Origin of the sequence: Mesobacillus subterraneus, assembly GCF_023715485.1 — a bacterium.
Lineage (GTDB): Bacteria > Bacillota > Bacilli > Bacillales > Cytobacillaceae > Mesobacillus > Mesobacillus subterraneus_B.
Map to the genome: position 1 here is coordinate 20721 of NZ_JAMBOF010000026.1, position 21065 is coordinate 41785.

Sequence of the window (21065 nt, forward strand, 5' to 3'; positions counted from 1 at the left end):
TATAAAACTGAAAATAGAACTGTTTTAGTGGAAAAACATAAAGGAGTGATGTGCTTGATTGAAAAAAATCGTGATTTTCCAAAAGAAATTACTATTCTGAAGGCAATCCTGAGGAGATTTATGCTAAATCCTCAGCGCAAAGCAGAACTTGAAAACAAATTATCCAGAAAACTAGCGGGCTATAAAGGGGAAAAGGAACTAGACTACCATCTTTCGCAAATGGACCATACAAAATTTAAGATTTTACATGATTTAAGGATTCCCCACAATAATACCCACTTCCAAATCGATTCCCTGCTGGTATCAGCCACATTCTTACTTCCAATTGATTCAAAAAACTACGCCGGAGTTCTCGATTTTAATCCGGAATTCAACCAATTGGTCCAAACGTTAAATGGAATCGAAAAAGTATACCAAGACCCTATCCTGCAAACGCAAATCCAAGCTTCCCAACTCAAATCTTTTCTAATAAAGAATCAGTTTTCCCCGCCGCCAATCGAATTCCTCGTTTCCATCAGCAACTCCCAAGCGATGATTAGAAATCCTGCCAACAACAAAGAGGTAAGCAAGAGAGTTTGCAAGACGCCTGCTGTAGCTTATAAAATTCAATCCTTGAATGAGAAATACCATAAAGATTTTTTATCAACAAAAGAAATTAAGAAAATAGTGAAGTTGCTTTTGAGAAGTCATGAGCCGTATATTCCAGATATTCGTTCTATGAATTTGCCGCCAATGGACCATATTCAGAAAGGAGTCCAATGTCCGGAATGCGTTCATATTGGAATGATGAAGATACATGGCAGCTGGATCTGTAAACAATGCGGACATCTTTCAAAGGATGCTCATATTGATGCACTCAAAGATTACTTCTACATTTTTGGTCCTGCCATTACGAGCAGGCAATTTAGTGATTTCCTCGGAATCTCCTCGATCCACCAATCCAAAAGGCTGCTCTCTTCAATCGACTTGGACACCATTGGTTCGAAGAAAGGACGAGTTTATAGTCCAGGCAAAACATTTCGTTTATGGGATTAACTTCATTTTTTTGTGATGTGTAGCATTTCTTTAATGAAGACATTCCCGCAAACCCTGACAAAATGGCACATGCCAAATTTGCAAGACCATGACAAAATGACACGCAACCCAGCGGCTGTTATCGAGCATCAACCTCGATACCAGCTGCTTTTTTTGTTCACAGAAGTGTCACTAACTGCCGGAGCCTTACTCCTGCAAGGAATCCAATCCACCTATCACCAGGAAATTCACCGTGCCAAAAAAGTTGGCACGCAGCTTGCATTATAAATAAGCAAGAAAAAATAAAAAGGAAGTGGCATCATGTTATCCAATATTGGCGTACCTGGTTTGATTTTGATCCTGACTCTGGCATTAATCATCTTCGGTCCTAAAAAGCTCCCGGAAATCGGCAGGGCATTTGGACAGACGCTGAAGGAATTCAAAAAATCAACAAGAGAATTGACAAGCGATATTACAGACGATATTGCAGAAGACATTAAGGAAATCAAAAAGGAATTATAAATGCATAAAGAGGTGACTAATAATGGGTCTATTTTCAAATGAGAAAAAAGTGGATTATGACAAAATAGTCGATAAAATGCTGCCAGATGCAAGAAAAGAATTGGATGAATCACAGTATGATACAGAGCTTGGCCTGAATATGGCTCGCGATGCCAGAAAAGTCATCAGCGGAAAATTGAAGATCGAGGATTTCCACAAAGTTTATTCTTCTTCCCTGACTAAGGAATTCGGAAACTATTATGCATCAGAAACACCTGACACAAAGAAAAAGAGTGACGGGCCGAAATGGGCGATGGTTATCGACCTGAAAAAATGTGTTGGCTGCGATACTTGTACGGTCAGCTGTAAGGCTGAGAACAGGACGCCGCCGGGCATTTCCTATAACGTAGTCATGGAATCGCTTGAAGGGGAGTTTCCGAACATCAAGGCAGTGAACCTGCCAAGGCCGTGCATGCAATGTGACAAACCGGCCTGTGCCCAGGTTTGTCCAACAAGAGCGACTTACAAGATGGAAAATGGCATCGTTGCGATCGACAATGACCGCTGCATCGGCTGCCGCTACTGCATCGTTGCCTGCCCGTATGGAGCACGCTCATTCGATTTTGGTGATAGCTATGAGCAGGAAATGGTTGGCTACAACGACGTCACAAGCCCTGAGTATGGCAAAGAACGCGGCAACCGTGAAAAAGGCAAAACACCGATCGGCACGGTCCGTAAATGCAGCTTCTGCTTCCACCGTCTGCAAAGAGGTGAAGAACCGGCATGCGTGGAAACATGCATAGGCGATGCGCGCTTCTTCGGCGACATCAGTGATCCGAACAGTGTTGTATCGAAGCTGGCTGCGAGCCCAAGAGCATTCCGTCTGAAGGAAGAGCTAGGAACGCATCCAAATGTCATTTACTTACGATAGGAGGGACTTGCGATGTCTAATCTCGCTGTTGATTTAAAACAAAAAACAACTTCAAAGACAAAAATTAATCTAGAAGTCTCGAAAGCATTTAAAATCTGGATTTCAGCGCTGACAATTGCTTTTTTGATAGGCGGATATTTTATCGTTGAACGCTTCATCACCGGGCTGGCAGCTACGAATCTATCAAGCATCACACCGTGGGGAGCGTGGATCGCTTTCTACATTTTCTTTGTAGGGTTGAGCGCCGGTTCGTTCCTGCTGTCCACGTTAATTTACGTTTTCGGGATGGAAGAATATGAGAGGGTAGGAAAGGCCGCTCTATTCACAGCGATTGTCTGTATGATCGTGGCGCTTACCTTTGTCCTGATGGACCTTGGCCGTCCGGAGCGTTTACTCAACGCGATTATTTTCTGGAACGTCACTTCTCCGCTTGCATGGGAAGTCCATTTTTACATGGTGTACATTGGGCTTTTAACGGCTGAACTATACATCGCGATGAGGGAAGACCTTGTCCGAGCTGCAAAAATGAACACATTGAAGGGCTTTGTCGCAAGACTGATAACTTTCAAGAATGCCACAATCAATGCAGCTACCAAGAAGCGTGATCATATGTGGATGAAAATCCTTGGCACGATCGGCATCCCGCTTGCGATCCTTGGGGTTCACGGTGGTACGGGCACGATTTTCGCGGTTGTAAAAGCACGTCCTGCATGGAATACAGCCTTATTCCCAATCATCTTCGTCGTATCCGCGATGGTTTCGGGTACCGCCCTTCTGCTCGCGATGTACATCATCAAGAAAAAGGTCCAGAAGCAGCCAATCGACCAGGGAATGGTTGTGTCACTATCAAAGATGATGGTCGGATTCCTGATTATCGACCTTGGTCTCCAATTCTATGAATATTTGATTGGGTGGTACGGTCTTGAGGCAGAACATCTGGATTCTCTGGCGACGATGATGGCAAGCGAGAAAGCCTGGTCGTTCTGGGGTGTACAAATGTTCTTAGGTGCAGTCGTACCGATTACGATTGTCTTCTGGAAAAAAACAAGCCAAAACATCAATGCTTTACTGGCAGCAGCTGTCCTCATCGTTATTGGAATCATAGGCGTCCGATTCAACATTGTCGTACCGCCGCTTGTGGTGCCAGTGTTCCACGAACTTCCATGGGGCAATTACGCTCCAACGATAAAAGAGTGGATGGTCAGCGTCGGCGTAGTCGCGATGGGGCTGTTAATCTATTCATTCGGCGAGCTGCTGCTGCCAATTGAAGAAACTTCTGACGAGGTGAGCCATAATGGAAAATAAACCGATGAAACGTCGTGGATTTTTAAAAGCGCTCGGAACGCTTGGGGCAGTCGCATTTGTAGGACCAGCGTTCGTCGGGCCAATCAAGCAGGTGATGAATGGTGTCTGGATTGATGAAGCACATGGTGCCGGAACAGACTACCAGGACTATACAGCAGAAAATGTCATTTTCACATCATGCCAGCAATGTAACGCAACATGTACAATCAAAACCTATATCACTACAGGTGCAGTTGGTGGAGCCTATTCCTCCATCGTCCGCAAGATTGCAGGAAATCAGTACAGCCCAATCAATATGGTGCAAATCGGCCACATCAACTATGATACACCGGTAGCACAAGCTGTTAAGGGAACTGGTGACGTGGCAAAAATGGGACGTGGTCTCCGCGGCGGGCGTACCTGCTTAAAAGGGCAGGCTGGCATCCAGACGAATTACGATGCATTCCGGATTCAAAAACCTTTGAAGCGTGTCGGTGAGCGTGGAAGCGGCATGTGGAAAACTGTCAGCTGGGATGAGGCTTATAAGGAAATCCTCGAAGGCAGCAAGGACCTGGGGACTCCAGGCTTGAAGGAAATGTGGAAATACGTGCCTGAAGCGGCGGTCATGGCTGACTGGGATAAGCTGAAAGCAGGCGAGATGACGAAAGCGGGATTCGATAAAAAGTATAAGGATATCCTGATCGATACGAATCATCCTGACCTTGGTCCAAAAGCAAACCAGATCGCCGTAATGGCTGGCCACAGACGTGAATTCATCGAGCGTCTTGCGGTTGGCAGCCTTGGTACAGCAAACTTCTACGACCACGGCGGATATTGCGGAATCACAAGTGTACAAGGTAATGCTCGTTCACACGACTCGGAAAAACCGAAAAAGCGGATGATTCCCGATTATGATAATGCGGAAATGGTCATCATCTGGGGCACAAACCCGATGGTCGCAAACCGTGGGCCGACCACATTTGCTCCGCAGATCACAAATGCGATTGACCGAGGCATGAAGGTTGTCGTCATCGACCCTCGATTCAGTAAAACAGCTGAAAAAGCGCATGTATGGGTGCCGGTCAAGCCAGGCGGAGACGGAGCACTTGCAATGGCGATGTGCCGCTGGATCATTGAAAATAACCGTTACGACGACATCTACCTGCGCAATCCGAACCAGGCTGCGGCAAACTTGGATAATGAAACAACATGGAGCGACGCTTCCTTCCTGGTCAACGTCGGTGACAAGAAACGCCCATTCGTAAGGGCAAAAGATCTCGGAATCGGCGGAGAAGAATTCGTCGTCATTGAGAACGGCAAGCCAGTTTCACATGAGAAAGCAGCGAACGGCGAGATCGATGTCGATACAACAATTAATGGCATGAAAGTGAAGTCAGTTTTCAGGATTTTTAAAGATAAGGTGATGGAAAAATCAATCGAAGATTACGCGAAGCTTGCGGACGTACCTGCAGACCAGATCATCTCGATTGCCCGTGAATTCACTTCACATGGCAAGAAGGTCGGCATCCATGCTTATCGCGGACCTGCAATGCACGCAAATGGTTATTATAGCGTCCGTGCGATCAACATGCTGAACCACCTGGTTGGAAACCACGACTGGAAGGGTGGCGACACGGTATTAGGCGCAAAGTTCAAAGCAACCGAAGGACGTTATGACCTTGCGACGGTACCTAATGCGAACAAAGCATGGGGCATCCCGGTCACTCGGCATAAAATTCCTTATGAAAAGACGTCATTGTTCGCAAAAGATGGCTATCCGGCAAAACGTCCATGGTATCCGTTAGGAAATAAATTAATTCACGATGTACTTCCAAGTTCAGCGGAAGGATATCCATACAAAATCCGCGCATTGCTTATTAACAGGACTTCACCAGTTATGGCAGCGCCTCGCTCTGATATGCAAGCCAAGTTCATCAGAGATCCAAAAGTGGTGGAATTAGTTGTTTCTTCAGATGTAATGATCGGTGAAACATCAAAGTACGCAGATTTCATATTACCGGACCTTGCCTACCTTGAAAGCTGGAATTCAGAAGACATCTTCCCGATTTTGAAATATAAATTCGCAGGTGTCATCCAGCCGGTGACAAGGGTCGTCTCTGATGCACGTCCAACCGAACAAGTATACATTGACTTACTTGCAGGAATGGGACTTCCTGGTGTCGGAGATAAGGCTTTCGCCGATGGCTCTGCGCTGAACAATCCCGAGGATTATTATTTAAAACGAATCGCGAACATCGCCTTTGACGGCAAGAAACCTGTCCAGGATGCGAATGCTGAAGAGCTGGCGATTTTTGAAAAAGCAAGACAGAAGGCGTTAGGCAAATACTTCGATATCCAGAAGCTGAAAAATGCCGTCAAACCGGAAGAATGGAAGAAAGTCGTCTATGTATTGAACAGAGGCGGCCGCTTTGAAGCAGCGGGCGATGAGTATATTGGCAACAAGCTTAAGTACCAGTGGGCAAAGCAGGTTTATTTTTACGATGAAAAAGCTGCAGGATTCAAGAGCGCGTACTCAGGAAAGTTCTTTGAGGGCGTTCCGGTGGCTGAGGAAATCAAGACATATGATGGCGAAGTTTACAAGCCAAGCAAACCGCTGCAATTTATCAACTGGAAATCAAGGAATATGGCAACGCACCGAACCGAAGGCAACACCTGGCTTCGTGAAATCAAACCGGAGAACTATCTGTGGATCAATCCGGTCGATGCTGGTAAAAAAGGCATCAAAACCGATGACGAGATTTACATCGTTTCTAACAATGCCAAGGTAAAAGGAAGGGCGCTTGTCACTCCTGGAATCAAACCGGGGGTCGTTGGTGCGAACTTCAGCTTCGGGCATGATGCATACGGCTCAAAAGCAGTTAAAGTAGATGGCAAAACGATCGAGCCAGCCGGAGCATACGGCCATACTGGCTATGAATTCAACAAACCGCTCCATGAAGAATCCGGATATGCAAAACCGCGAGGACTCGGATTCTCCGTCAATGCACTATCTGACAGGGACGGCAGCTACTTCGAAGGCTATCTCGCAGATTTATTAGTTGGAGGTCCAGCACAGCAAGACGTATTTGTTGATATCGAAAAGGCTTAATATCATCAGGGAGAAATCCCTGGAAATTATTTGAAATAAAGGTGGAGACAATGATGGAAGAACGTTATGGAAAGCTCGCACTAGCAAATATCATGACAAGCATCTGGTTCGGGGACTGGGACCGCTACGAAGAAATCATGAAGGAAGTACCTGAGTCAGTAAAGGCTGAGCTTTCATTTCATTCATTTTACAAACGGGATGAAGTGCAGCTCTGGCATGACAATCACTTTTTCATACCTGGAGATCATTTTGTCTCCCCTTACTTTTCCTCTTATACGAAAAATGGGGAAGATGAAGACGCCCGCAGGCATGATTTGCTATGCTTGATCGGCCTTTACGAAAAGACCGGCTTCCTTTATCCGCTTGAAAAGGACAGATTCCCGGATCACTTCGGCAGCCTGACTGCCTTCCTTAGCTCCGTGATCAAGGAAGAAATCAAAGCAGAGCAAGAAGGGGACAGTGAGTATCTCAAACAGCTTGAAGAACTCGAAGCGGACGTGCTTCGCCAGTACATCCAGCCTGTCATCCAGCCGATGCTTGAGAAGGCTGAGGAAAAAGTGAAGCACTCTTTCTTCAAAGAATTCATCGGATTTTACGCAGAATTGATGAGTGAAGATTGGGTGGACGCAGCGTAACTGATCATATTCAAACATCCTGACTGGGATGAAAAACAAGACGGTCCTCATAAATTGGGGACCGTCTTGTTACAGATTTGGCTAGTTTCACCAGTGCTATTTACTCTGCTTGAATAAATCGATAAACGCATGATAAAATTCTAAGCCCTGGTAAAGCATAAAGCTCGTTGCAGTCAGGGAAAAGAAACCAATCATCAGGAATCGAAACCACATATCCATTCCTCCTTGATTTTTATTTAGTAAAATCAAAGAGGATTGATCACATAATTGGACTGGAAGAAGACGGCTGTCAGGAAGGCAAACAATGCAGAAAAAGCGTTACTTGGGTAATCCTTAATGAGAAATAGGCTTACTAGAGTGATAAGGAGTAAAGTGTGTGAGATGAAGGTGTTTTTCTTATCGTCTGTATCAGGTCCAGGGAGATTTTCATCAACGTGGTCCCCAGGGAGGATCATCTTCGATTTTGGATCGAGCGCTTTTATTTTTTCAGCAGGAAGGATCCCGGTGCCCAGCAAAAAAGCAAATAACATAAACATGCTAAGGGCAGAAACAGTCAGCCTCTTCACGGTTCTCACTCCCCTAAAAAGTAATATCACTATCTTATAACAATATATGAATAGTGGAAACCAAAAAATTTTGACATTTTTCTCAAAATAAAAAAAAACAGGCACTTGTTAAGTACCTGCATTCCATTATTGCTTTCGCAAATTGCCAAGCTCTTCTGCGATTGCCTGCAATTCGTTCGGGCTGAAATTGTTCTTTTTCATGATCATCTCGTAGATTTCTACCAGTTCTTCATACATTTCGCCGTCAAAATGGCTGGATTTGATAGCGCCAAGATTCATGACATTTAGTTTTTCCTTGATTTTTTCAATCATGAAATCCACGTTTTCAGGTGATTGTTTAGTTAAGTCCACTCCGTTCATCCTCTCAATGGTTGTACAATCATCTTTCCACGTTCGCAAAAAAAAGTCAATTAGAAATCCGGCGCCCAAAACCGCCGGATTATCTAATTCTTTAGGAAATTATAAAATTTTTAGTTGTGGATAACTTCAAGTAGTATTCTTAATCCAGCTCCAGCGCCTAGCCCCTCGAGTCGCTTCGGTCCGCCCAATGAAGTCAAAGAACGACTTCACCGGTCGGCCCTCCAGCGCTTGTCGGGGCTGAACGAGGCGCTTGCGCTTTTTGTTCGTTTGAAAGATTTAACTTTCGACCAGTGGATTAAGCACTTAGCGTTTTTGTTTCATTTTTTTCTTCTTTGATCGCATTCAGGATTTTCCTTGTTTCAATCACGACCACACCGGACAAGCCTAGAAGGCCGATGAGGTTCGGTAATGCCATCAGGCCATTCATGATATCGGCAACGCCCCAAACAATCTGAAGCTGGGAAATTGCTCCGATAAAGACGGCCACGACATATGCGATTCGATAATAAATTACGACATTCTTGCTGAATAGGTAGGAGAAGCATTTCTCCCCGTAATAAGACCAGCCAATGATGGTCGAGGATGCGAAGAACAGCAGTCCCACGGCCACGATAATAGATCCTGACTGGCCAAGGAATTTGGCGAAGGTTGCTGAAGTCAGGTCAGCAGCTGTTACATCTCCTGTGTACAAGCCTCCCATTACGATCGTGATTCCCGTAATCGAACAGATGACGATTGTATCAATGAATACCTGGGTCATCGATACAAGAGCCTGGCGACCAGGAAGGTCAGTCTTTGCCGCTGCTGCAGCAATCGGTGCAGAACCAAGGCCTGCTTCATTGGAGAAAACCCCGCGGGCGACACCCATGCGGATAACCGTACCAAGTGCACCGCCGGCAACTGCCTCGCCTGTGAAAGCATCAGTAAAAATAAGTGCAATAGCTGCAGGTACAAGGTCAAAATTCATGATCATCACAGCAAGACCTGCGACGAGATAAAAGAGTGCCATAACCGGCACGAATAAGGCCGTTACTTTTCCGATACTCTTGATACCGCCAAGAATAGCAAGAGCTGTAAAGATTGTCAGCACAATCCCCGTCACCCAGGCGGGAACCGAGAAAGTGGACTGTACAACGCTGGCAACAGAGTTGGACTGAACAAGATTGCCAATTCCAAAAGCCGCGACTGCGCCAAATAAAGCAAAAAGGACACCAAGCCATTTTTGTCCCAGACCTCTTTCAAGATAGTACATCGGTCCGCCGGACATTTCACCATTTTCGTCCTCAACCCGGTATTTAACAGCCAATACAGCTTCTGCGTATTTTGTTGCCATACCGAAGAAAGCGGTGATCCACATCCAGAAAACAGCACCTGGTCCACCGGTAAATACGGCAGTTGCGACACCTGCGATATTACCCGTCCCCACGGTGGCAGCAAGAGCGGTCATTAATGCCTGGAAATGGGAAATATCACCTTCCGATTTTTTGTCCTGCTGCTTTGTAAAAGCAAGCTTAAGTGAGTATGGCAGCAGCCTCATTTGCAGAAAGCCGATTCGGACAGTTAAATAAATTCCCGTTCCGACAAGCAGAATAAGCAGAGGAGGTCCCCATACCCAGCCGCTGATTTTTCCAATCCAATCTTCAAATGTCATGTTGCTCCCCCTAAGAAATATTATCGTCGAAAAATGTTCTCCAACAAGAATATTCTGATAATTACTCCCGAGTCAAGCAATATCCACTAGGGAAATGTTAGAAAATGCATTAACCATAGATTATAAAAGGCTTTTTAGATAATATTTTTATTTCATAAGTTTTTTAAAAAATGTTCTAAACTTGCATGAAGTGATGGTAATCGTGGAAAATGTTAGGTAGAAGCAGGCAGGATTGAATGCCTGAACTTTTTAAGAAGGATGAATTTAGGAGGAGAAAAAATGGGCAGTTCAAAGAAGTTCTGGATGGGCATGGTTTTAGGCGCGTTGGCAGGGGGAGCAGTAAGCCTTTTGGATAAAGCGACCCGCCAGTCTGTCAAAGAAGATTTTAGTAAGGTATCCAATGGTGTTGCGTATGTCGTGAAAAATCCAGAAAATTTTATTGAAGACATAAAGGACGCTGCGAATAAAGTCCGCTCAACAGTGGAACAAGTAACAGAGGATGTTGCATTTATTACCGAAAAAGTGGAGGAAGTCAGAGACGTTCCGCCACAAGTTACCGAGCTTGTAAAAGGGACGAAAGAAACATTAAGAAGAATTGCGGCATCGGACAATAAGCAGCCGCATATAGATGAAAATGAATTGTAGACAAGCCCTTACTTAAATGTAAGTAGCTTGTTTCGAGAAGCTTTCTGAAAGAGCTGAAAATCAGATGGCTATTCTTATTTTTGGTTGTAAAAGCAACAAAGATTCCTAAAGCAAAAAGAGGTGGATCAATGGTTGATTTATCATTTTTCAGGCAAATGTGGCACAGGATACAGGAAGACGATGTTCCGGCACTTGCTGCCCAGCTTGCATACTTCTTTTTGCTTTCCTTGTTTCCGCTATTGATCTTCCTGGTGACACTGGTGCCGTATCTGCCAATCACCGAGGTCGATATCCTGGGCTTTTTTGATGACTACGCACCGGGAGATTCGATGGACTTAATCAAAAACAGCCTTGAGGATATCATGAAAAAAGACGGTAAATTATTATCTTTCGGCCTGATAGCGACAATATGGTCAGCATCTAACGGAATAAATGCCATCGTAAGAGCTTTTAATAGGGCATATCGAGTCGAAGAGACGAGATCTTTTTTCGTTAGCAGAGGGATGTCGATCATATTGACGTTCGCGATGATTTTCGTATTTTTGGTCGCGTTAATTCTTCCAGTGTTCGGAAAAGAAATAGGGATCTGGCTGTTCGCTAATTTCGGGTTGAAGGAAGAATTTATCTCTGTTTGGAATATGTTCCGCTGGCTGATCAGTATTTTGATTCTTTTTATTGTTTTCCTTGGTCTGTACTGGATTGCCCCGAATAAAAAACTGACTTGCATCAGCGGCCTCCCGGGGTCGGTTTTTGCGACAGGAGGGTGGGTGCTTGTATCACTCGGTTTCTCCTACTACGTCAGCAACTTTGCTTCTTACACTGCCACGTACGGAAGCATTGGCGCCATCATCGTGCTGATGATCTGGCTTTATCTGTCCGCTTATATCATCATCATTGGCGGCGAAATCAATGCTTACTTCAGTGAAAAGAAAGCTGGCTGCTGAATTATATATGATACGTTAAGTGGCAAGTAAGGAAAGCTGCTGCCGTTCCCTGTTAATCGATATCCTGTAATTTCCTCGATAGCGGTCCGTTTTTTTGCGGAAGATAATAAAGAGGAATGTACCTCACTTATAACAAGGGGGATTAAAGGATGACAAAGAAAACGAAAAAAGACGGCGGCACAAAGCAAAAGGGGAATAAAAGCAACCCTAAGCAAAAAACATCAGGCTCAGCAAACGGATCAAACGGATATCACTAAGACCGAGGGTGTCCCAAAAGGTAAAAACTTTTGGGCACCCTCTTGTTTTTTAGCGACTTGTAAAAATGGTCCGTTGATTTCCGTTCCAGGCGCTTCGCTTTCCGCGGGGCTGGCGCTGAGCCTCCTCGCCGCCGTTGGCGTCTGTGGGGTCTCACCTGTCCAGCTGAGCCCGCAGGAGTCTTCGCGCCTTCCACTCCAATCAACTCAGGTTTCTAAACTCAGGTTGAGTTTAGAAACCTTTTGAGTCAGCCTCTACATTTTGTTTGAGGAAGGATATGGACAAAACTCTTTCAAAGTCCGGAAATGAAATGTCCGTAATTGTGCCATCAATGAAAAAAATTGTGTTCGCTTTCAGAACCATGCCGGAAAGAAATAGTGAATCCAACTATAACAACCAACCCGCCAATATAAAAAATTCCCGCCGAAATTACATCCAGCGGGAGTTTTATTATTTTAATAATCGTAAGCTATTCAAAATAACCAAAATCGTGCTTCCTTCGTGGCCGATGACGCCATATGGCAAGTCGAGCAGCTGCAGGAAGTTTGAGGCGATCAGCACCATGATCACCAGAATCGAAAAGACGATGTTTTGCTTGACGATTCGGTTCATCCGTCGGGAGAGATTGATGGCTTCTGCAATCTTCGGCAGGTCGTTTTTCATCAGCACGACGTCTGCTGTCTCGAGTGCGACATCGGAACCTTCGCCCATCGCAATCCCGACGTTTGCCGTTGCCAGTGCAGGAGCATCATTGATGCCGTCACCGACCATGGCGACATTGCCATACTGTGCTTTCAGTTTCTTTAGTTCTTCGACCTTCGTTTCAGGGAGGCATTCGGCAATATGTCCGTCTACATGGCTTTCAGAAGCGATCGCTTTTGCAGTATTCTTGCTGTCGCCTGTCAGCATGACGGTGTATATGCCTTCTGATTTCAGCAGGTCGATTGCCTGCTTCGTTTCTTCACGTACGACATCCTTCAATGCCAGCAAACCTGCGAGCTGGCCATTCCGTTCGATAAAAACAATCGTTTTTCCTTCTGCAGCAAGTGTCAATGCGGCGCCATCAGCAAATGCTTCTGCAGCTGGCCTGCCGACAAAATCGGCTTTGCCTATTTTCCAGTCCTCATTCTCATAATGTGCTTTTACGCCCCAGCCGGAAACATCTTCAATGCTTTCTGGATGTATAAGCTCTTTGCCAAGTTGACCCTTTGCGTATTTTACAATCGCGTTGGCAAGAGGATGGTTGGAGTGGCTTTCAATGGATGCCGCCTTGAGGAGCACTTCATCACTGTCCAGTCCATCAGCTACAAGAACGTCCGTTACTTCAGGTTTACCCTTTGTCAGCGTGCCTGTTTTATCAAAAGCAATCGCTTTTAAGTGGCTGAGATTTTCTAAGTGGACACCGCCTTTAAACAGGATACCGTGCTTCGCTCCGTTCGAAATGGCCGATAAAGTTGCTGGCATGATTGATGCGACCAGTGCGCAAGGAGAAGCGACCACCAGCAAAATCATTGCCCGGTAAAAGGTTTCAGTCCAGCTCCAGCCAAGCAGGAAATGGGGGACAAACATCATCAGCACGACTACCGCAAGAACAACCTTCACATATGTTCCTTCAAATTTCTCAATGAAAAGCTGGGAAGGAGATTTCTCGCTCTGTGCGTTTTGGACGAGCTGGATGATTTTCTGAAACAGTGTTTCATTGTTTGGTTTTGTGATTTCGACTGTAAGTGAGCCAGTCAGGTTGACGGTGCCGGCAAAAACATCATCGCCTGTATCCTTGGAAACGGGGATTGATTCACCGGTAATGGCTGCCTGGTCAATCGTCGTCTGTCCCTTGGCAACTTTACCGTCGGATGGAATTCTTTCACCTGGTTTGACTAAAATCATGTCGCCAATCACAAGTTCTGATACATGGACTCTTTCCTCAGTGCCGTCCGTAATCCTCAGCGCTTCTTCAGGCTGAAGCTCCATTAGCGAGGAAATTTCCTTGTGGCTTTTGTTCATCGTATACGTCTCAAGCGCACCGCTCATCGCAAAAATAAAGATTAAAATAGCGCCTTCTGTCCAGTATCCGATGACAGCCGAGCCAATCGCGGCAAAAATCATCAGCATTTCTACGTTCAGTTCTTTTTCCTCGATCGTCGCTTCGATGCCTTCCTTGGCTTTTGCGAATCCGCCAATTACATATGAGAGGATAAAAGCAACAACAGAGGCCGTTTCGGATTCCCCTTTGCTGAGAATCCAGCCGGCCACAATCAGGATACCGCTGAAAATTGCGGCGATCAATTCCACGTGCGGCTTTATTTTTTCGATAAAACTTAATTCAGGAACAGGTTTTTGTTTCATTAAAGCATTCGCTCCCTGGGCCATCGTTTTCTCCTCCTCTTTCAATCTCTAACTGATAGTAATAATCACAATCAATACCCTTAAAAAACACGAAAGCTGCCACCAGACTGGTGACAGCGAAAAGCCAAAGCAAAAGATACATATTGTATTCACTATTATGTTACCATACAATATATGCTTTTTAAAAGAATTATGCGTTTGAATGAGGAGACAGATTGATGAAAACTAAAGACTTTTTTACCCATCCGCTGGGAATTGCCGCATCGGCAGCGGGGGCCACGCTGTTATGGGGAAGTGCCTTTCCGTTTATAAAATTAAGCTATAAAAGCCTTGATATCAGACCTGAGGAGATAGGTGAACAGATGCTGTTTGCCGGATACCGCTTCCTGCTTGCCGGGCTGCTGATCCTAATTCTGTTCCTGCTGATGAAGAGGAATATGAAATTCAGGCCGGAAACAACAATGCCTTTATTAAAAATCGGCTTGTTCCAGACTTTCCTTCAATACGTATTATTTTATATCGGATTAAGCTATTCAACGGGAATCCAGGGTTCGATCATCGCGGGAACGACCTCCTTTTTCCAAATCCTCCTGGCTCATTTCCTTTATCCTGATGACCGGATGAACCGTCTGAAGGTAGCTGGGTTGATGATCGGCTTTACCGGGGTTATTTTTGCGAACTGGCCGAATGGGGAATATGAGATCCATTTTGGGATCGGTGAAATTCTATTGATACTGGCAATGCTTGCCGGAGCGTATGGAAATATTCTTGCCAAGCAAGGCAGTGCGAAAATGGAAGTCATTTATATGACTGCCTATCAAATGATTTTGGGATCACTTGGGCTTGTTGCGATAGGTGCGTTTTCTGTGGGACTTATTCCTTTCGATTTTGATCTTAAATCGATTCTGATGCTCGTTTATTTGGCGTTCCTCTCGGCTGCAGGCTTCATTTTATGGAACAATGTCATGAAATACAACCAGGTCGGCAAGGTTTCGCTGTATCTCTTTTTAGTGCCCGTGTTCGGTGTGATTTTATCGTCGGTACTTCTCAATGAACCGCTCCATTACTTTGTCATAGCTGGATTAATATTTGTTGTTGCCGGAATCGTTCTCGTAAACCGGCCAGCACGAAAAAACACAAAAAACAGCCTCCCATCGAAATAGGGAGGCTGTTTTTCTGTATTTAATTATGCTGATCTTGCTTCACGCTGGGATGGCCCTTCAGACCGAACCGCCACTAGTGCAATGAAAATCAACAGCAGCATTGTACTGATCACGTAGAAAAAGCTGATTCCTTCTAATAATTCGATTGCCACGCCCCCGATGAACGGGCCGCTGATACTGCCAAAGCTGAAAAAGATGCCGCACATCAAGTTGCCGGCGGGCAGCAGCTCTTTTGGCAGCAAATCGGCCATATAGCTGATTCCCAGTGAAAAAGTAGATCCGACAAGTGTTCCGGCTAAAAAGAAGCAAATCAACAGTCCGGTGGTAGAATTCTCGAGCAGTCCTGCGGCGGTGAAACAAATGAAGCCGGAAAGTGTAATCGCAATTAATACTGTTCTTCTTCCAAGCTTATCGCTCAATATGCCAAGCGGCAGCTGGGAGATTATGCCGCCTACTGCGAAAGCAGGCAGCAGAATCGCAACCGCATTGACGCCAATTCCCGATCTCATTGCATAGACAGGAAAATTGCCGTTAAGGCTTGCTTCTAAAAAGCCGTAGCCGAATGGAGGGAGGAAGGCAACCCATGCATATTTAAAAACTTTGCCAAACCGTTTCATTGTCCCAAAAAAGGACGTACTGTCCATACCGTGTTCAGGATGTTCATTTTTCAGCATCCAGACTGTCAGCCAGGCTGCAAGACTGATCACTGAGGAGATGATGAAAGGCAGGGCTGTATTGACTTTTACGAAGCTTGTCATTAATGGCCCTGCTGCGAAACCAAGTCCAAAAAACAATCCGTAAATGGAAATGTTCCTGCCAATTCTTTCTTTTGGAGAAAAAGAAGTGATCCACGTCTGTGTAGCAAAATGAAGCATATGATCTCCAATGCCAATCACAAGCCTTAATAGAAACCAAAACCAGAATGACTTCCATAAAGGAAACAGCGCGAGGGAGACGGCTACAGCCAATCCGCCAATTAAAATGATTGGTTTATAGCCGAAACGCCTTAGTGGGGCTTCCATCAAGGGCGATGCAATCAATATACCTATATACAAACCTGTGGCGTGCAAACCATTCATTGATGAGGACACGCCATCCTGTTCAAAAATAATCGCAATTAACGGCAGCAGCATTCCCTGCGAAAAGCCTGATATGGCAACAATACTGACCAGGATCCAGAAACGAAGCATTATGCTGATATTCATATAAAAAATCTCCTGACATTTTAGTACTCTTTAGATGTGTCCGGCTCCAGCGTCTAGCTCCTCGGGTTATAAGCCTTCAAGCTGTGGGGGGCTGAAAACTGCCTCTTCGCTTATTGTCTTATGGAGATGGAGCTGAAAAAGGTGCTGTCGCATTTCAATGGTATAGAAACAAAATTTTATGTGCAATGTTTTTTTAGTTTAAATCAGGGAAAAAATAGTGTAATCTCTTTATAGCTAATTGCGGAAAAATTTGCTAATTTATTTTTCTTCAGAGCAATATGTATTAAGGGTGTGGGCAATATGGAATTTAAAATGAAACCGGATGTAGGCTTTTATACGGAGGTGGGTTTTGGAAGGCTGGATGTAGCAGGCGACGATGAGTTTGGATTCAGGCCTTACCAGCTGCTCGTTTCTTCGGTTGCGGTATGCAGTGGGGGAGTTCTCCGCAAGGTTTTGGAAAAGATGAGAATGGAAATAAAGGACATACATATTCATGCCGCTGCAGAACGTGTTGAAGAAGAAGCGAACAGAGTAAGCAAGATTATTGTGCACTTCCGTATTGAGGGAGACAATCTGGACGAAAAGAAAATTGAGAAAGCCATGGTTCTGACAAGAAAAAATTGTTCCATGGTCCAATCCGTGATCGGCAGTATCGAAGTGGAGGAAACCTTCGAAATCGTAGGCGGGTAAGCCTTTATGTTTGAAGGGAATTTTAAAAAGAATAGCGAGGATTAAAAACATGGTGCATAAGATTTTCATGATTTTGACCTTTGTCGGTGTTCCGCTGTCTGTCATTGGGACATTGATGCATTGGCCAAGTATCTCATTATTTATTATTTACTGCTTAACAATTATCGCGCTGGCAAGCTATATGGGCCGGGCGACAGAAAGCCTGGCAATCGTAACAGGGCCGCGTATCGGCGGTTTGCTCAACGCGACTTTCGGAAATGCGGTTGAACTTATCATTTCTATTTTTGCATTAAAAGCTGGCTTGATTGGTGTCGTACTTGCGTCACTGACTGGTTCTGTACTAGGCAACCTTCTTCTTGTAGCGGGATTATCATTTTTTATAGGCGGATTGAAATTCAAACGTCAGCATTTCAACGTATTTGATGCAAGACATAATTCAGCATTGTTAATTTTTGCTGTTATCGTTGCTTTCGTTATTCCTGAAGTGTTTGCAATGGATATGAACGAAAGCAAGACTCTCAGTCTTAGTGTCGGCATATCAATCATCCTGATCGCATTATATCTTGCAGCACTATTCTTTAAGCTAGTCACCCACCGAGGCGTTTATCAGCACTCAACTGAAGGTGGAACCGAGCACCATGAAGAAGAACCAGAATGGGGCAAAGGCAAGGCGATGCTGATTTTATTGGCAGCGACAATTGCAGTTGCTTATGTTGCCGAGAATTTGGTACACACATTCGAAGCGGTCGGAGAATCGTTCGGCTGGTCAGAATTGTTTATCGGGGTCATAATTGTAGCCATCGTTGGTAACGCTGCTGAGCACGCTTCAGCAATTATCATGGCATACAAAAATAAGATGGATATCGCCGTTGAAATCGCGATCGGTTCCACGTTGCAAATTGCGATGTTCGTCGCTCCAGTGCTTGTCTTGATTTCATTGATGTTTGAAACAAAGATGCCGCTCGTGTTCTCAATGCCTGAAATGATCTCGATGGCAGTCGCGGTACTTTTAGCAATCAGCATTGCCAATGACGGCGAAACGAACTGGTTTGAGGGACTTACACTTTTGGGCGCTTATGTTATAATGGGTATTGGATTTTACTTGCTTTAATATATATAGTAACAATGAACTCTGTTCCGAGAGGACAGGGTTCTTTTTTCGGTGTTAAAGTAAGTTCAGTTATAGAAGAAGGAGAATTTTAATGGCTTTTTTTTATCGCACTCTTTTTTTCATCATTGGGTTAACGATTCTTTCTTTCGGAGTATCAATGACCATTAAAGCTGGATTAGGTACAGGGGCCTGGGATGCCCTCAACGTGGGACTGTCAGAAACAGTCGGGCTAACACCCGGAAGCTGGGTAGTCATCGTTGGGATCATTTTGATCTTTGTCAATTCTGCCCTGGTAAAAAGACGTCCTGATTTTGCTGCAGTCATCACGCTGCTCATCACAGGTGCGTTAATTGATTTCTGGATTTTACGAGTGTTTGATGAATTTGTTGTTACAGGCTATGTAAGGCAATTTGCTGTATTCATGCTTGGGATGGTCACGCTCAGCATGGGACTTGCAATATACCTTCAAGCTAAATTTCCGCTTATTCCAATCGATAATTTTATGATGGCCTTACGGGAAAGGTTTGGCTTGAATTTAATGGTGGCGAAAACGCTTGGCGAAGTAATTGCGCTGTCAGCGGCATTCGTTTTTAAAGGACCAATCGGCATCGGAACGCTGATTGTTACATTCGCTATTGGCCCGCTTATTCAATTTTTCTTCCCGTTCTTTGAAAAATTGTTAAACAAGCTTGTTTTGTCAGTCAGATAAATGAATGAGATTAAAAAATTACTGCCGATAAATTTTTAATCTTTGGATAAAGTGGTGCGACTCCGAAAACACTATAAGCAAACTTATAAGTTTCTTGTAGTGAAAGGAGTTCAACACCATGAAAAAAACAGCAGCTATCTTGATGACGATGGTTTTCATGATGTCCATTTTGACGCCTGGATTTGCTGAGGAAGGCAAAGCCCAAAAAGCTCCACTGCCAAAACAGGAGGAAAAAGCAAAGTATACGATTCCTGGTTCAGTAATGAATATTACAAAGGATAATACGTATCCAAATCCTACGGAGGACTTGCCGTTTCTTCAGCCAAGCGAGCTCACGAAGAGTCTGATTGAAACTTCAAAAGTGAAGATTGAAAATCCTGATCTGATCAGAATGATGAATGAAACGACGATCAACAGCACTCCATTTGCAATTGGATACCGGGCGATTGTCTATCTTGGCGAATGGCCATTGAATTATGAATCAACTGAAACTTCGCCAAATTGGGAGTTCCAGAAGATCAATACGAACTATTATGATAACCGCGGGGGCAATGCTATTTATCAAATTCATTATGTCCAGGAGCAGCAAAAGGTGGTAAAGGGCGGACTGACGGCGAAAATCAAGAATGCCGAAGACGTTCAGAAAATGATGCTATTAAAAGCAGCCCAAAAAACTGGTCTCCCGCTAGCGTTCGAAACAATCGTCGGTGCCGGTACGAAGAAAGACCATATCTACAATATCCAGCCAAAACGGTTAGGCTATTTATACGCATACGCACCTGCCATCAACGAAAAGGGCAAGGTAACATATGGCGAAGTCTATCTGATGCTAAAGGGCAATAAGAAATTCATCGTCGTCAAAAATGTCGTCTCACAGGGGATCGGGGCGTGGATACCTCTTCAGGATCACGTAAGCTTCGGTTTTGTGGCCAGTGAGAGGCCGAGATAACACCTAATTATTATATGAACAAATTGGCCTGATTCCCTTTTAGGGGATCAGGCCAATTACATTTCAAGGGTCATTCTTTAAGAGGTAATTTTTCCCTCTTGACAAATGGTATATAAATCCTGTTTATCTCTTGGCAAACCCGGGAATTAAATAGGCATAACAATAAAACAATTATAATTTTAAGGAGGAAATAAATCATGGCACAGAATATTCTACCTAACGGAAATTCAATGGACAACACAACGGGCACTTACACTTCAGCAACTGAAAACGCGACATACGATACAACTACAGGTACAACAACTTACGCAAGCACAGCATCAAATGATTCTTACTCTAACAATTCTTCAATGGGCGGTTACTCCAGCAGCTTTGCAACAGACAGCTCAAACAGCTCAAATGGCAAGCTGATGAAGGGTCTTTTAATCGGGGCGACAATCGGCGGCGTATTAGCAATGCTTGATTCCAACACTCGTACAAAGGTGAAGGATACAGCAGTGAATGTAAAAGATACTTCAATGAATGTAATCAATGAAGTTAAAAACAACCCAACTGATGTAAAGGAACAAATGATGAGCAGCTTCAAGGAAGCTTCCAGCATTCTGAAAGAAGCAATCAGCGACGCTCAGAACCTTTACCAGCGCCTGAATGAAGATGTGTTCAGCAAAATGGGTGATGTGAAGTCACTATCCAATGAAGCAATGAACACAGTATCACAGGCGACAGATGGCTTAAAGGAAGTAGGCTCGAAAGTGAAGGAAGCAGGTTCAACTGCAATGGATAATCCTGTCGTGAACTCTGCATCTGGACCCACTTCAGGAAGTACGTCATCAAGCAGTTCTTCAACAGTAAGCTCAACCAATGCAGCAGGAGCTTATGCAACTGGAATGGCCAGCAAGCCGTCTGATACAACCGGCTTAGGCAACACATCAAATGCATTCGCAGTTTCTCCTGAAGACCAGAACAATGACAATAATCGCTAACAACAAAAATTTAA

20 protein-coding genes are annotated in these 21065 nt (G+C 44.5%); 15 read left to right on the forward strand and 5 right to left on the reverse strand.

Annotation, left to right across the window (positions count from 1 at the left end; genetic code table 11):
• Positions 1-54 precede the first annotated feature (54 nt).
• From M3204_RS22435 to M3204_RS22465, 7 genes are read left to right on the forward strand one after another with little or no spacing between them, the layout of a single operon-like run.
• Positions 55-1035, forward strand: coding sequence for a nuclease-related domain-containing protein (locus M3204_RS22435; protein ID WP_251488385.1), 981 nt, complete (start codon positions 55-57; stop codon positions 1033-1035).
• Between the two features lie 33 nt (positions 1036-1068).
• Positions 1069-1302, forward strand: a complete 234-nt coding sequence (locus M3204_RS22440) for a hypothetical protein (protein WP_251488388.1) — start codon at positions 1069-1071, stop codon at positions 1300-1302.
• A gap of 33 nt (positions 1303-1335) precedes the next feature.
• The gene (gene tatA / locus M3204_RS22445) at positions 1336-1536 is read left to right on the forward strand and encodes a twin-arginine translocase TatA/TatE family subunit (protein ID WP_251488391.1); all 201 of its coding nucleotides are present in this window, start codon (positions 1336-1338) and stop codon (positions 1534-1536) included.
• A gap of 22 nt (positions 1537-1558) precedes the next feature.
• Positions 1559-2446 (forward strand): 4Fe-4S dicluster domain-containing protein, encoded by an 888-nt coding sequence (locus M3204_RS22450; protein WP_251488394.1) that lies wholly within the window; start codon positions 1559-1561, stop codon positions 2444-2446.
• Between the two features lie 12 nt (positions 2447-2458).
• Positions 2459-3751: an NrfD/PsrC family molybdoenzyme membrane anchor subunit gene (gene nrfD / locus M3204_RS22455; RefSeq protein ID WP_251488397.1), complete on the forward strand. Its 1293-nt coding sequence runs from the start codon at positions 2459-2461 to the stop codon at positions 3749-3751.
• Positions 3741-6839: a molybdopterin-dependent oxidoreductase gene (locus tag M3204_RS22460; protein WP_251488399.1), complete on the forward strand. Its 3099-nt coding sequence runs from the start codon at positions 3741-3743 to the stop codon at positions 6837-6839. Before nrfD ends, M3204_RS22460 begins: the two co-directional genes overlap by 11 nt.
• Positions 6840-6889: 50 nt before the next feature.
• Complete coding sequence (locus M3204_RS22465) at positions 6890-7474, forward strand: molecular chaperone TorD family protein (RefSeq protein WP_251488402.1); 585 nt, start codon at positions 6890-6892, stop codon at positions 7472-7474.
• Positions 7475-7719: 245 nt separating this feature from the next.
• Here the strand turns inward: M3204_RS22465 and M3204_RS22470 are convergent, their stop codons facing one another.
• The 3 genes from M3204_RS22470 to M3204_RS22480 form a co-directional block, all read right to left on the reverse strand.
• Positions 7720-8040, reverse strand: a complete 321-nt coding sequence (locus M3204_RS22470) for a hypothetical protein (protein ID WP_251488405.1) — start codon at positions 8038-8040, stop codon at positions 7720-7722.
• Between the two features lie 126 nt (positions 8041-8166).
• The gene (locus M3204_RS22475) at positions 8167-8391 is read right to left on the reverse strand and encodes a DUF1128 domain-containing protein (protein WP_251488408.1); all 225 of its coding nucleotides are present in this window, start codon (positions 8389-8391) and stop codon (positions 8167-8169) included.
• Between the two features lie 304 nt (positions 8392-8695).
• Entirely contained in the window at positions 8696-10051 is a 1356-nt protein-coding gene (locus M3204_RS22480; RefSeq protein ID WP_251488411.1) for an alanine/glycine:cation symporter family protein, read from the reverse strand.
• A 279-nt stretch (positions 10052-10330) separates the two neighbouring features.
• On the opposite strand from M3204_RS22480, the gene M3204_RS22485 reads away from it, so the two are divergent.
• Together M3204_RS22485 and M3204_RS22490 are read left to right on the forward strand one after the other, a co-directional pair.
• Entirely contained in the window at positions 10331-10696 is a 366-nt protein-coding gene (locus M3204_RS22485) for a YtxH domain-containing protein (protein ID WP_251488414.1), read from the forward strand.
• A 128-nt stretch (positions 10697-10824) separates the two neighbouring features.
• On the forward strand, positions 10825-11640 hold the full coding sequence (locus M3204_RS22490) for a YihY/virulence factor BrkB family protein (protein WP_251488418.1): 816 nt from the start codon (positions 10825-10827) through the stop codon (positions 11638-11640).
• A 705-nt stretch (positions 11641-12345) separates the two neighbouring features.
• On the opposite strand, the gene M3204_RS22495 is transcribed toward M3204_RS22490, so the two are convergent.
• A complete protein-coding gene (locus M3204_RS22495) occupies positions 12346-14265 on the reverse strand; it encodes a heavy metal translocating P-type ATPase (protein WP_285857115.1) in 1920 nt (639 codons plus the stop codon).
• A 194-nt stretch (positions 14266-14459) separates the two neighbouring features.
• On the opposite strand from M3204_RS22495, the gene M3204_RS22500 reads away from it, so the two are divergent.
• A complete protein-coding gene (locus M3204_RS22500; RefSeq protein WP_251488420.1) occupies positions 14460-15404 on the forward strand; it encodes a DMT family transporter in 945 nt (314 codons plus the stop codon).
• Positions 15405-15427: 23 nt separating this feature from the next.
• Here the strand turns inward: M3204_RS22500 and M3204_RS22505 are convergent, their stop codons facing one another.
• Positions 15428-16609 carry an MFS transporter gene (locus tag M3204_RS22505; protein WP_251488423.1) on the reverse strand — a complete coding sequence of 394 codons (1182 nt, stop codon included), beginning with the start codon at positions 16607-16609 and terminating at the stop codon, positions 15428-15430.
• Positions 16610-16909: 300 nt separating this feature from the next.
• Here M3204_RS22505 and M3204_RS22510 point away from each other — a divergent pair, with 300 nt between their 5' ends.
• From M3204_RS22510 to M3204_RS22530, 5 genes are all read left to right on the forward strand, one after another.
• Positions 16910-17299 carry an OsmC family protein gene (locus M3204_RS22510; protein ID WP_251488425.1) on the forward strand — a complete coding sequence of 130 codons (390 nt, stop codon included), beginning with the start codon at positions 16910-16912 and terminating at the stop codon, positions 17297-17299.
• A 49-nt stretch (positions 17300-17348) separates the two neighbouring features.
• On the forward strand, positions 17349-18410 hold the full coding sequence (gene cax / locus M3204_RS22515) for a calcium/proton exchanger (protein ID WP_251488428.1): 1062 nt from the start codon (positions 17349-17351) through the stop codon (positions 18408-18410).
• 91 nt (positions 18411-18501) lie between these two features.
• The gene (locus tag M3204_RS22520) at positions 18502-19119 is read left to right on the forward strand and encodes a YczE/YyaS/YitT family protein (RefSeq protein ID WP_251488431.1); all 618 of its coding nucleotides are present in this window, start codon (positions 18502-18504) and stop codon (positions 19117-19119) included.
• Between the two features lie 118 nt (positions 19120-19237).
• Positions 19238-20068, forward strand: a complete 831-nt coding sequence (locus M3204_RS22525) for a YfkD famly protein (RefSeq protein ID WP_251488433.1) — start codon at positions 19238-19240, stop codon at positions 20066-20068.
• A gap of 197 nt (positions 20069-20265) precedes the next feature.
• Positions 20266-21051 (forward strand): YtxH domain-containing protein, encoded by a 786-nt coding sequence (locus tag M3204_RS22530; protein WP_251488436.1) that lies wholly within the window; start codon positions 20266-20268, stop codon positions 21049-21051.
• Positions 21052-21065: the final 14 nt, after the last annotated feature.